Source organism: Ruegeria sp. HKCCSA071, assembly GCF_017872555.1.
Classification (GTDB): Bacteria; Pseudomonadota; Alphaproteobacteria; order Rhodobacterales; family Rhodobacteraceae; genus Ruegeria.
Window position 1 is genome coordinate 83,141 of sequence record NZ_JAEDOX010000005.1, and the last position, 12,816, is coordinate 95,956.

At 60.0% G+C, this 12,816-nt stretch carries 12 protein-coding genes; 9 read left to right on the top strand and 3 right to left on the bottom strand.

Annotated elements, in window-relative coordinates:
• Window positions 1–4 precede the first annotated feature (4 nt).
• Genes I9188_RS12495 through radC form a run of 5 tightly spaced genes read left to right on the top strand, consistent with a single transcriptional unit; the run spans window position 5 to window position 3,858 of the window.
• Window positions 5–940 (top strand): ABC transporter substrate-binding protein, encoded by a 936-nt coding sequence (locus tag I9188_RS12495; RefSeq protein WP_209506924.1) that lies wholly within the window; start codon window positions 5–7, stop codon window positions 938–940.
• Window positions 937–1,611: a thiaminase II gene (gene tenA, locus I9188_RS12500; protein ID WP_209506925.1), complete on the top strand. Its 675-nt coding sequence runs from the start codon at window positions 937–939 to the stop codon at window positions 1,609–1,611. Before I9188_RS12495 ends, tenA begins: the two co-directional genes overlap by 4 nt.
• Complete coding sequence (locus I9188_RS12505; protein WP_209506926.1) at window positions 1,608–2,336, top strand: ATP-binding cassette domain-containing protein; 729 nt, start codon at window positions 1,608–1,610, stop codon at window positions 2,334–2,336. Before tenA ends, I9188_RS12505 begins: the two co-directional genes overlap by 4 nt.
• Complete coding sequence (locus tag I9188_RS12510; RefSeq protein WP_209506927.1) at window positions 2,333–3,067, top strand: ABC transporter permease; 735 nt, start codon at window positions 2,333–2,335, stop codon at window positions 3,065–3,067. The genes I9188_RS12505 and I9188_RS12510 overlap by 4 nt, the downstream gene beginning before the upstream one ends.
• Before the next feature lie 35 nt (window positions 3,068–3,102).
• Complete coding sequence (gene radC / locus I9188_RS12515) at window positions 3,103–3,858, top strand: DNA repair protein RadC (protein ID WP_209506928.1); 756 nt, start codon at window positions 3,103–3,105, stop codon at window positions 3,856–3,858.
• 3 nt (window positions 3,859–3,861) lie between these two features.
• Here radC and I9188_RS12520 read toward each other — a convergent pair whose 3' ends face one another.
• From I9188_RS12520 to secA, 3 genes are all read right to left on the bottom strand, one after another.
• Window positions 3,862–5,418 carry a phosphate ABC transporter substrate-binding/OmpA family protein gene (locus tag I9188_RS12520; protein ID WP_209506929.1) on the bottom strand — a complete coding sequence of 519 codons (1,557 nt, stop codon included), beginning with the start codon at window positions 5,416–5,418 and terminating at the stop codon, window positions 3,862–3,864.
• Window positions 5,419–5,442: 24 nt separating this feature from the next.
• Complete coding sequence (locus I9188_RS12525; protein ID WP_209506930.1) at window positions 5,443–6,360, bottom strand: hypothetical protein; 918 nt, start codon at window positions 6,358–6,360, stop codon at window positions 5,443–5,445.
• A 100-nt stretch (window positions 6,361–6,460) separates the two neighbouring features.
• On the bottom strand, window positions 6,461–9,178 hold the full coding sequence (gene secA / locus I9188_RS12530; RefSeq protein WP_209506931.1) for a preprotein translocase subunit SecA: 2,718 nt from the start codon (window positions 9,176–9,178) through the stop codon (window positions 6,461–6,463).
• 177 nt (window positions 9,179–9,355) lie between these two features.
• Between secA and I9188_RS12535 the strand changes: the two genes are divergently transcribed.
• The 4 genes from I9188_RS12535 (at window position 9,356) to I9188_RS12550 (ending at window position 12,532) form a co-directional block, all read left to right on the top strand.
• Window positions 9,356–10,204, top strand: a complete 849-nt coding sequence (locus I9188_RS12535; protein WP_209506932.1) for a peptidylprolyl isomerase — start codon at window positions 9,356–9,358, stop codon at window positions 10,202–10,204.
• Window positions 10,205–10,209: 5 nt separating this feature from the next.
• Window positions 10,210–11,436 (top strand): bifunctional glutamate N-acetyltransferase/amino-acid acetyltransferase ArgJ, encoded by a 1,227-nt coding sequence (argJ, locus tag I9188_RS12540; protein ID WP_209506933.1) that lies wholly within the window; start codon window positions 10,210–10,212, stop codon window positions 11,434–11,436.
• Complete coding sequence (gene mutT / locus I9188_RS12545; protein WP_209506934.1) at window positions 11,433–11,831, top strand: 8-oxo-dGTP diphosphatase MutT; 399 nt, start codon at window positions 11,433–11,435, stop codon at window positions 11,829–11,831. The genes argJ and mutT overlap by 4 nt, the downstream gene beginning before the upstream one ends.
• 92 nt (window positions 11,832–11,923) lie before the next feature.
• The gene (locus I9188_RS12550; RefSeq protein WP_209599627.1) at window positions 11,924–12,532 is read left to right on the top strand and encodes a hypothetical protein; all 609 of its coding nucleotides are present in this window, start codon (window positions 11,924–11,926) and stop codon (window positions 12,530–12,532) included.
• Window positions 12,533–12,816: the final 284 nt, after the last annotated feature.

A 12,816-nucleotide genomic window follows, 5' to 3' on the forward strand; every position in this document is an offset into this window, starting at 1 on the left:
AGATATGAAAAAGCTGATGACAGCCTTTGCCCTTCTGGCCGCCGCGCCAGCCTGGGCCGAAGACAAGATGACCGTCCTGCTGGACTGGTTTATCAACCCCGACCACGGGCCCATCATCGTGGCACAGGAAAACGGCTATTTCACCGAGCAGGGATTGCAGGTCGAAGTCGTTGCCCCCGCTGACCCATCCGCACCACCGCGTCTGGTGGCAGCCGGTCAGGCGGATTTGGCAGTATCCTATCAGCCGCAACTGCATTTGCAGATTCACGAAGGGCTGCCGCTGAAACGGGTCGGCACGCTGGTCGCAACGCCCCTGAACTGCCTGCTGGTTCTGAAGGACGGCCCGATCAAATCGCCCGCTGACCTCAAGGGAAAGAAAATCGGTTTTTCCGTCGCCGGTGTGGAAGAAGCCATCCTCAGCACCGTGCTTGGCAAATACGACGTCGCGCTGGATGATGTTGAGATGATCAACGTGAATTTCTCACTCTCGCCCTCGCTGATGACCGGTCAGGTGGACGCGGTGATTGGCGCCTATCGCAACTTCGAACTGAACCAGATGGATATCGAAGGCCGCCCCGGCACCTGTTTCTATATCGAGGAAGAGGGCGTGCCGTCTTATGACGAACTGATCTATGTCGCCAACCCCGATACGATGGACAAAGACAAGATCGCCCGTTTCCTGGCCGCGACCGAAAAAGCGACTCAGTACATCGTCAACAACCCGGAAAAAAGCTGGGAGGTCTTCTCGGCCACCTCGCCCGAGCTGCAGGACGAGTTGAACGCGCGCGCATGGGTCGACACGCTGCCTCGCTTTGCCCTGCGTCCCGCCGGGTTTGACGCTGGCCGTTATGCCCGGTTCGAAGCATTCCTGAACGACAGCGGCATGATCGACACTGTCCTGCCCGTCAGCGACATTGCCATCGACGTCACCGCGCAATGAGCGATTATGGCAAAGCCTTTGCGCTGATGCGCGATGCGGCGCAGGGGCCGTGGCGGGATTACACCCGCCACGCTTTTGTCGAAGCACTGAAAGACGGCACCCTGCCACGCCCGGTGTTCCTGCACTATCTGCGTCAGGATTATGTGTTCCTGATCCACTTCTCGCGCGCCTGGGCGCTGGCCGTGGTGAAATCGGAAACACATGCTGAAATGCTGGCGGCGTCGCGTACCGTGAACGGCCTGATCAGCGAAGAGATGAAGCTGCATATCGGCATTTGCGAAGCAGAAGGCATCTCGCAGGCAGAGCTGTTTGCGACGCTGGAACGGCCCGAAAATCTGGCCTATACCCGCTTTGTCCTCGAGGCGGGCTATAGCGGCGATCTGCTGGATCTTCTGGCAGCACTTGTACCCTGCGTCATGGGATATGGTGAGATTGGCACCCGCCTGTCTGCGGAGGCAACATCAACATCCTATCGCGGCTGGATCGATACCTACGCGGACGAGGGCTATCAGAACGCCTGCGCCGCCGTGGGCGAGTTGCTGGATTCGGCTCTAACAAGGCGGATCGGGGCGGATTTCCAATCTTCACCCCGTTGGGATCGTCTGTGCCGGACGTTCCGCACGGCCACGGAATTGGAGGTCAATTTCTGGCAGATGGGTCTGACCCCATGACCCCGGCGCCCGATCTGACCATCAGCGGCACTGCCACGATCGACGGCGCGATTCTGTTCGCACCGCTGACCCTGACGCTTGACGCCGGGGCGTGGACCTGTCTGCTGGGCGGATCGGGTGTTGGCAAAACTACGGTCTTGCGGCTGATTGCCGGGCTGGAAACCGGGGCTGAATTCTCGGGCCGGATCACCGCCAGCGATGGCCAGCCGGTTTCAGACCGGGTCGCTTATATGGCGCAGGACGACCTGTTGCTGCCTTGGGCGAGTGTTGCGCAGAACGTCTCGTTGGGCGCGCGGCTGCGGGGCGAGAAAGTTGACCTTGACCGGCGCGACCGCCTGATCGAGCGGATGCGGTTGCAGGACCATATGACCAAGAAACCGCCCGAGCTTTCGGGTGGGCAGCGCCAGCGCGTGGCACTGGCCCGCACCCTGATGGAAGACCGGCCGATTGTGTTGCTAGATGAACCCTTTTCCGCCCTTGATGCCCGAACCCGTGCCGATATGCAGGATCTGGCCGCCGAGGCGCTGAAAGGCCGCACTGTCCTTCTGGTAACCCACGATCCGGGCGAGGCCGCGCGTCTGGGGCAATCCATCGTCGTCATGACACAGCACGGGCTGACACCGTGCGACCCGCCGGTTGCTCCAGCCCCGCGCAGCGTGGATGATCTGCAGACGCTGGAAACACAAGGCGCGCTTTTACGGCTGCTGCGGGAGGGCGGGGTATGAAGTCCCTCTCTGTTCTGGCAGCAACCCTGTTTGCCCTTGCCATCTGGCAGGGGATCGTGACCCTGACCGGATTGCCAAAGTTCATCCTGCCCGGCCCTGCGGTGGTTGCTGAAACCTGGTGGCAGAACCGCTGGCTGATTGCAGAACATGCCTGGATCACAGCCATTGAGGTCATTATCGGTCTTGCCTGCGGCACGTTGCTGGGCGTTGTCACCGCATTGCAGCTGGCCAATTCCCGTGTCGCACGGGTTCTGGTGCAGCCAATGCTGGTGTTCACGCAGGCCTTGCCGGTCTTTGCACTGGCCCCGTTGCTGACCCTGTGGCTGGGCTATGGCCTGTTGTCAAAGGTCGCGATGGCGGTCCTGATCATCTACTTCCCGATCACGTCGTCCTTCTTTGACGGTTTGATGCGAACACCGCAGGGGTATCTGGACCTTGCGCGCACGATGCAGGCGGGCAAGCGCGCTGTGTTGTGGCACATCCGTATCCCTGCGGCGTTGCCGTCTTTGGCCTCGGGGATGCGGCTTGCGGCGGTGTATGCACCGATCGGTGCCGTGATCGGTGAATGGGTCGGTTCATCGCAAGGTCTGGGGTATCTGATGCTGCTGGCCAATGGCCGCGCCAAGACGGACCTGATGTTTGCGGCGATGCTGACGCTGGGCGTGTTTTCGATCCTTCTGCACATGATTGTCCGCCGCGCCACCGCGCGTATGGCAGGAGAGGTGCGTTAACCTTTCGGAAAGTGATTCTGCGACAGGGTAAACGCATGACACAGGACGCCTTTGCCGAAGCCCCCATGCTGTTTGATACGGACGAAGCGCCAGCGCAGCCGCTGCCGAATGGTCGGTTACCCTCCTACATCAAAGACCATCGCAAGCGGCTGCGCGAACGGTTCATGGCGGGCGGGTCCGCAGCGATCCCGGATTATGAGTTGCTGGAGCTGGTTTTGTTCCGGTCCATCCCCCGGCAGGATGTGAAACCGTTGGCGCGCGCATTGATGAATGCCTTTGGCGATTTCAACCGCGTGTTGACCGCGCCCGAAGAACGGCTGCGTCAGATCAAGGGCGTTGGTGACACGGTCATCACCGATCTGAAAATCCTCGAAGCCTGCGCGCATCGGATGGCACGGGCGCGGGTGATGCAGCGGCACGTGATATCCAGCTGGGACGCGCTGCTGGATTATTGCCACACGACAATGGCGCATCGCGAGACCGAGCAATTTCGCGTTTTCTATCTGGATCGCAAGAACGTCCTGATCGCGGATGAGGAACAGGCCAAAGGCACTGTGGATCACGTGCCGGTCTATCCGCGCGAAGTGGCGAAACGGGCGCTGGAACTGAATGCCTCGGCCCTGATCCTGGTGCATAATCACCCATCCGGTGATCCGACCCCGTCACAGTCGGATATTGATATGACCAACCGCATTCAGGATGCGTGTTCCGCCCTGGGGCTGACCCTGCATGACCACCTGATCATCGGCAAATCGACCGAGCTCAGCTTTCGCTCCGAAGGGTATCTCTAGCGGTTACTGCACCCAAATCTCGACACGCCGGTTGACCTTGCGGCCCCATTCGGTGTCATCGCAGGCCATGGGCATCGCTTCGCCAAATCCTTCGGCGGTAACCGTGATACTGTCAGGGATCGGGGCTTCAAGCGCGGCGATAACCGCGTTCCGCACGGTTTGCGCGCGCCGCAGGGCGATTCGGGCATTTGAAACGGCACCCCCGTCCCCATCGCTGAAGCCTGCAAACACCACCTTGCGCGCCTGCAACGTACCCGCGTCCAGCATTTGCGCCAGTTGCTGAATATTCGCGCGTGACTGCGCGTCCGGACGGGACGATCCGGGCTCGAACCGGACCGACAGGGACAGACGCGACAGGGGGCGCAAGGTCTCGATCATGCGTTGCAACTCCTCCAGTCCGACCTCAGCTCCGCCGGTGACGACCGCATTGGCAAGCCGGTCCCCCTGCACGCCAACCGGCAGGGTTTCAGCCGATTGATCCACATATCCTGCGTCACGTATGGCCATCTGCGCCTCGGGGCTTTGGCTATAGGCCAGAAACTGCCGCGCAATCCGGGGCAGGCGACGTTCCGGCAGATACAGGAACATAGGCATATTCAGCGGGTAATCTTCGGTCTTGATCGACTGGCGGGTCGCGGCCAGCGGATGCCCGCACCCGCCGGTCAACGGCAAAGCGCGGGTGCCATGGGCCGATGCCTTGCTGGCGACCCCGATGGAAAACGGATCCTTTGCCACGGCCGCGGTCAGGTCATGTATGCGATTGTGGCGGATCGCCGTATCGGTCAGGTCCACACCGGCGGTTTTCAGAATCTGATCCTCGACCGCCTGCGCCAGACCCGACCCGGCCTCTGGCACATGCAGTGCAATAGGGGCATCCGGCCCACCCAGCTGCGCCCAGTTGCTGATCTCTCCGGACAGAATACGAGCCATATCTGCCAGAGAAACCTGCCGCATCACGCTGTCGGGGGCCACGACCGGGACCATGGCATCCAGTGCAATGACCCGTGATCGCCGCGTGCGTTTCAGATCGCCCAACCCCGCAGCTTCGGCAGCCTCCCGCTCGGCCTCGCGCATCTCGCGCAGAGCCATCACGATATCCGCCCGGTCTGCGATCAGATCACTGAACCCGCGATCCGTGGTGCCCACGTCAAAGAAAAACCGTGCCAGCGGGGCCGACCGGCCCGCCTGATGCAGCTCGTAAACAAAGGTGTCCTCATCCACGCGGGCGGGGGTCGCGGTCAGGTCTTCCTGACGGGCAAATCCGATGATCAGGGCGGGCAGCACCGTTTCAGCCATCACCGATGATCCGGAAAACTGCACTTCGGCGACGAAATCGATCAGGTTGGGGCAGGCGGGCCCCTCGCACGTGACGCCCGAACCATCCACGGTCAACGTCCCGAATTGCGTATCGACGCGATAGAACTCACCGTCAAAGCTCAGCAGATTGCCGGTCACTTCGACCTTGCCATCATGCGAGGTCAATGTGATGTCCTGCCCAAAAGCACCGGTCGCCACCGTCACGGAAAACAGCGCAGCCACCGCCACACGGAAAAATGTCATAAGAGGTTCAAGCCTGCCTGCGGATTACTTTGCCGCGATTGTCAGGTCTGAGAGCAGATTATTCAACACCAGAAACTCGCCCGCGCGCGAACAATCCGGCAGGGTCACTGACATGTCGCGCGACCGCAGGCGGCGGTCCGACAACAACTCCAGCGACTGCACGTTCAGCGTGTGGCCGCAATTTGCATCGGTCACTTCGGCCTCGACAGTCAGGTCAATCGTGCCCGACTGTTCCGATGTACTGGCCGGGAAAGAATACACTTCGATATTCTGAGTGATCCCGGAACCGGACTGTCCCAGACGCACAACCTCTCCGGCGCCTTCTGCAGATGCGTCATCCCAGACATGGCCATCCGCACCATAGCTGGCACCAAATTCCAGCGCGTGAATCTGCAACTCGGTTTCCCCCTGCCACTGCAGGACAACACGATCGAAACCGGCGATTTCAGGGACGTGAGTGGTGGCGACGGTGCCTGTTTCATCTTCGAAAGAAAACAGGAAGATCGCGTATTCCGAAAGGGCCGGGATCGCCATGTCCAGCGCGCCGCTGACATCCGTCATCTGGCTAACAGTCAGGCCGCTATGGTGAATTTCAATCCGCTCATTCTTGTGGCACGGCGCTTTCAGCGACAGGTGCGCCAAGGCACCGGGCGCTGCTTTTGCGTGCGCGCTGATCCGGCAGTTCGATGTCTTGGGGGCAGTGGGTACAGCGCGGGGTGCCGGTGTCACATTGACCGGATCGGCATCTGACGCGGTGGCTGATGTCAGCACAATACTGTCTAGCCCCGACAGAATCGAAGACTGATCGGCAGCAGAGGCCACATCAATACCGTCCTGCGCGCGGTTCTGCTGCGCAGCTGGTCCGTTCTGCATCAGATAGCCTATGCCCAAGGCACAAGCGACCGTTCCGCACATGGTTACGTAGTTGCGAACTACAAACAAGACACCCTCCCCAGTTGAAGGAGCAGCTTGCACTCTTGCCACGAATCGCGGCCAATTTGTGGCCGCGAGACGGACTCATTGTGATCAGAGGGTGTTAACGTTAGGTCAATCTGCCGTGGCAGTGTTTGAACTTCTTGCCGGATCCGCAGGGGCACGGGTCGTTTCGCGACGGGTTACCCCAAGTCGACGGATCACTCTCGTCAAACCCCGGCAGCGCATCGCCTGACGCCGCAGCTTCGGCCTTGGCCTCGGCCTGACTTGCGGCCTTGTCCACGGCCTGCTGTGCCTGTGCTTGTTGCGCCGCCATCTGCGCCAGCATTTCCTTTTGCTCTTCTTCGGTCAGTGGACGCACGCGCGACAATTGCTGTGTCACGGTTTCCCGCAAACCGTCCAGCATGGATTCGAACAGCTGGAAGCTTTCGTTCTTGTATTCGTTCAGCGGATCGCGCTGGGCATAGCCGCGGAAACCCACGACCGAGCGCAGATGTTCCAGCGTCAGCAGATGCTCGCGCCATTTGCTGTCGATGGTCTGCAACAGCACCTGCTTTTCGATGTTGCGCATGTTTTCGGGACCAAAGGCAACCGCCTTCTGGGCCATCATCTCATCAGCGGCCTTGATCAGGCGCTCGCGCACCTGCTCGTCATCCACACCTTCTTCGGCAGCCCAGTCCTGAACCGGGGCATCGATGGTCAGCTTGTCCTTGATCGCCGCATGCAGACCGTCGGTATCCCACTGTTCCGCATAGGATTTCGGTGGCATGTATTCGTCAATCAGATCGTCAATCACCTGCTCGCGCATATCCGAGACGATCTCGGACAGGTCATTGGCCGACATGATCTCGCGACGCTGGCTAAAGATCACCTTGCGCTGATCGTTCATAACATCGTCGAATTTCAGAACGTTCTTGCGCATGTCAAAGTTGCGGCCCTCGACCTTGGACTGCGCGCGTTCCAGCGACTTGTTCACCCAGGGGTGAATGATCGCCTCGCCTTCTTTCATGCCCAGCGTGGTCAGCACCTTGTCCAACCTTTCCGAGCCAAAGATGCGCATCAGGTCGTCTTCAAGGCTCAGGTAGAACACGGTACGACCCGGATCGCCCTGACGGCCCGAACGGCCGCGCAGCTGGTTGTCGATGCGGCGGCTTTCGTGGCGTTCGGACGCCATCACGTAAAGGCCACCTGCGGCCAGAACCTTTTCTTTTTCTTCCGCGTGGCGCGCCTCTTCAGCTGCGCGCAGCTCCGACGGATCGGCCTCGGGCTTGTCCGCCATCGCTTGCAGCACCTTCATCTCGACATTGCCACCCAGCTGAATGTCGGTGCCGCGACCGGCCATGTTGGTGGCGATGGTCACCGCGCCCAGACGGCCCGCATCGGCGACGATCTGCGCCTCCTGCTCGTGCTGGCGGGCGTTCAGAACGTTATGGGCGATGCCTTCCTTGGTCAGCATCTGGCTCAGCAGTTCCGATTTCTCGATCGACGTGGTCCCCAGCAGAACCGGCTGGCCCTTTTCCTGGGCTTTCTTGGTCTCTTCGATCATCGCGCCATATTTTTCCATGGCGGTGCGATAGACCTGATCATCCTCGTCCACACGGGCAATCGGCTTGTTGGTCGGAACCTCGACGACGCCCAGGCCGTAAATCTCGGCAAATTCCTCGGCTTCGGTCAGGGCGGTCCCGGTCATGCCGCCCAGCTTGTCGTAAAGGCGGAAATAGTTCTGGAAGGTCACACTGGCCAGCGTCACGTTCTCAGGCTGAATCTGCACGTTTTCCTTGGCTTCGATGGCCTGATGCAGGCCCTCGGACAGGCGGCGGCCCGGCATCATGCGGCCCGTGAATTCGTCGATCAGAACGACATTGCCGTCGCGCACGATGTAATCCTTGTCGCGCTGGAACAGCTTGTGCGCGCGCAGACCCTGATTCACGTGATGCACAACGGTCGTGCTTTCCGGGTCATACAGCGAATGGCCTTCGGGAATCAGGCCGGCAGCCAACAGTTGCTGCTCCAGAAACTCGTTACCCTCATCCGTGAAGGTCACGTTGCGGGCCTTTTCGTCCAGCGTGTAGTGTTCGTCGGTCAGGCTCGGGATCAGCGCATCGATGGCGGTATACAGGTCCGAGCGGTCCTGCGCCGGGCCCGAGATGATCAGCGGCGTCCGCGCCTCGTCGATCAGGATCGAATCGACCTCGTCCACAATCGCGAAATTGTGGTGCTTCTGGTAAACCTGTTCCAGATCGGCCTTCATATTGTCGCGCAGATAGTCAAAACCCAGCTCGTTGTTGGTGGCATAGGTGATGTCGCAGGAATAGGCGGCCAGTTTTTCCGCGTCAGGCTGGCCCGACCAGATCACGCCGGTGGTCATGCCCACGGCAGCAAACACCTTGCCCATCCATTCCGCGTCGCGCTTGGCCAGGTATTCGTTCACCGTGACCACATGCACGCCCTTGCCGGTCAGCGCGTTCAGATACGCCGGTAGGGTCGCGACCAGTGTCTTGCCCTCACCCGTCTTCATTTCCGAGATGTTGCCCTGATGCAGGAAAACACCGCCCATCAGCTGCACGTCAAAGGCGCGCAGCCCCAGCGCGCGGCGGGCACCTTCGCGCACGTTGGCAAAGGCTTCGGGCAGCAGATCGTCAAGACTTTCGCCATCCAGCGCGCGTTTGCGCAGGTCTTCTGTCTTGTCGATCAGGCCCTGATCGGACATTTTCTCGAACTCGGGTTCCAGCGCGTTGATCTTCTCGATCAGGGGGCGGGTCGCCTTGATCTTGCGGTCGTTCGGTGTTCCGAACACCTTTTTGGCGAGCGTTCCGAGTCCCAGCATGTTCACTCCAGCGGATCTGTTCTTGTCTTGGTTTTTGACAGGCTTGCCCACCTTGCGCGCAACCCATAGATACGGGGGGTGAAAGGCGGCCCTGTCCAAGGCTTCAAAGCGATGTAAGCGGCAGGTTCCAGAGTGTCAACGCTGCGCCCTGCCGCGGCAAGGAAATAGGATGATTCAATGCCCAAAGGCCTCACTTTTCTGCCATCGCTGGCTCTGACCGCCATGATGGCCCTGCCGCTGGCCGCCGAAACCCAGCCGGATGCATCCACCGTGGTGGCGCGTGTGAACGGGGATGAGATCACTTTGGGTCACGTGATCGCAACCGTTGCCGCCCTGCCGCCGCAATACCAGCAGGCCGAAGATGACGTATTGTTCGACTTCGTGCTGGAACAGCTGATCCAGCAGCAACTGCTGGGGCAACAGCAGGACGGGCTGAACAAACTGAACACGCTGCGGCTGAAAAATGAAGAACGCTCCCTTCTGGCGGTTCAGACCGTCACAGCCCTGACCGATACCGTTGTCACGGACGAGGCCATTCAGGCGGCCTACGACGCGCAGTACAACGATTTCGCGGGTGAAGACGAATTCGATGCCAGCCACATTCTGGTCGAGACCGAAGAACAGGCCAACGACCTCATGGCGCAGCTTGATGACGGCGCCGATTTCGCCGAACTCGCGCGCGCGCACTCCACCGGTCCGTCCGGCCCCAATGGCGGCGCGCTGGGCTGGTTCGGCAAGGGCCAGATGGTACCGGAATTCGAAACAGCCGTGGTCGCGCTTGAAAAAGGGCAGGTGTCTGATCCGGTTCAGACGCAGTTTGGCTGGCATGTGGTCAAGCTGAACGACAAGCGCAAAACCGAAGCGCCCGCGCTGGATGCCGTGCGCGAAGAGCTTGCACAGACCGTTCAGCAGAACGCCATTCAGGCGCGCATCGATGAACTGACACAGCAGGCGCAGATCGACCGCCCCGCTCTGGAAGGTGCCGGACCCGAAGTCCTGCGCCAGCTGGACCTGATTCAGGAGTAATCCCCGTGGCCAAGATCACCAAGGTTTCGCCGCTGGCGCCAGCGTCCTTCCCTGATTTGCCTGCAATTGACGGTGTGCGGTTCGCCACCGTCGCGGCGGGTGTGCGCTATCAGGGCCGCACCGATGTCATGCTGGCCGTGCTGGACCCGGGCACATCTGTGGCCGGGGTCTTTACCCGTTCAGCCACGCGAGCCGCCCCGGTTCTGGATTGTCAGGACAAGATCGGCGGGCCCAGCGATGGCCCGGCGGCGATCCTGGTGAATTCGGGTAATGCCAATGCCTTTACCGGGCATTATGGTCAGACCTCGGTGGCCGAGGTGACGCAGGCCATCTCGAAGGCGACAGGTGTTCCGGTCGAGCGGGTCTTTACCTCCTCAACCGGCGTCATCGGTGAGCCGCTGGCGCATGACCGCATCATTGCCAAGCTTGAAACGCTGAAGGCGGGTCTCAGCCGTCACGCGATCGAAGACGCCGCACGCGCGATCATGACCACCGACACCTTCCCGAAAGGGGCCGTGGCGCAGGTCGAAATTGATGGCAAAACAGTCTCTATTGCGGGGATTGCCAAGGGATCCGGCATGATTGCGCCAGATATGGCGACCATGCTGGTCTATATCTTCACCGACGCGCAGGTCGAACAATCGGCGTTGCAGGCGATGCTGGGGGCGCAGACAGACCGGACGTTCAACTGCATCACCGTGGACAGCGATACATCCACCTCGGACAGCCTGCTGCTGTGCGCCACCGGCGCTTCGGGTGTGGACGCCACCGGCAATGCGGCCTTCGCCGAGGCGCTGGAGGCTGTGATGCTGGATCTGGCCCAGCAAGTCGTGCGCGATGGCGAAGGTGCCACGAAATTCGTCGAAATCCGCGTGACAGGGGCCGCAACAGACGCTGACGCCAAGACCCATGGCCTTGCCATCGCCAACTCTCCGCTGGTCAAAACCGCCATCGCGGGCGAAGACCCGAACTGGGGTCGTATCGTCATGGCCATCGGCAAATCCGGTGCCGCGGCGGATCGCGACCTGCTGAGCATTTCCTTCGGCGACATACTTGTGGCCGAAAAGGGCTGGGTCAGCCCCGATTACAGCGAAGACGCCGCCGCCGCCTATATGAAAGGTCAGGATCTGGTCATCGCCGTAGGTCTGGGTCTGGGCGCGGGCAAATCCACCGTCTGGACCTGCGATCTGACGCACGGATATATCGAGATCAACGCGGATTACCGCTCGTGAAAACCGTGTTGGTTTCAGCTGTCGCCCTGATCGACATCGAGGGCCGGGTGCTGGTGGCCCAACGCCCCGAGGGTAAATCCATGGCCGGTCTTTGGGAGTTTCCCGGCGGCAAGATCGAACCCGGCGAAACCCCCGAGGCCGCCTTGATCCGCGAATTGCACGAGGAGCTGGGCATCGATACCTGGGCCTCGTGCCTCGCCCCCCTGACCTTTGCCAGCCACAGCTATGACGATTTCCACCTGCTCATGCCGCTGTTCGCCTGCCGCAAATGGCAGGGTATCCCGCAGTCGAAAGAGGGGCAGGCGCTGAAATGGGTCCGCGCAAATGACCTGCGCAATTACCCCATGCCGGCCGCGGATGTGCCCCTGATCCCGATCCTGCGGGATTGGTTGTAAGGGCTCAAGGGGCGTCAGGCGCAAACGGCCCGGATTTCAGCTTGGCGGACTTGTTTGCCGATTTGTGGTAGTGTTCGAGTGCTTTCTCAATAGTGAAGAAGTACCTCGTTATGATTGCAAGTCGAGTTGGAAAGCTTTGGGGGTCCAGGATTGTTTTGATTTTGGCCTTTTTTGTTTTGGTGGTTCATGGTGCCAAAGCAGATGATGCGAAGACTGCGATAACGGTCATGATCGAAGAACAGGCCCGAATTGACCGCTACGTCGAACTCGATTTTGCGCGGCAGGATCTTTTGTTTCACCAGACGAGCACGATCCTGGCCCTATACGGTGATTACAACTCCTACACCAAATCTGACGGCACTCAGGCCAATGGCTCTGACATGACGCGCTTCAGAAATCGGGTCACTGAATACGTGCCCGCTGCCATTGTGGATTTCCGCCGAAAGTCCCAAAGAGACAAATCAATTTCAGAGGATGAGGCAAGCAAGGTGGAAGCCGCCGAAGCCCTGATGGAAGAGATGCTTTTGGCCGCAGGCGAAATCATTGAACTTTGCGACGCCAACAAGCCCTATGAGGCAAGTCTCGTTTACCGCGATAAGACAATGCCCTTGAACACGAAACTTTTAGGGTTGCTGTACACGTTGCGCTCAACATCTGTTGGTCGTTTTAAAAAAGCAGCATTAAAAGCTAAGTATCAGTAACCGCGCCAACCTGCCGAAAGTCGAATTCTGTTTGCCAGTACGCCATCCCTGTTGAACACGGGACCTGTTTGGTATGGCAATAGCTTGGGACGATCGGGTTCCTCATGAAAGTCTGCATTTGTACATAGTGTACAAAACGTAACATCACCCCTCTGCACCTGTTACAATTTGTAAGAATTGAGAAAACATCAGGAAAAAGTTGACGCTGATCGTGCGGGTGTCCCAAATCGGGGCACTGGCATCCGGGGGCTTTCCCGGATCCGCCATTTCCGGCTTTGAGGAGG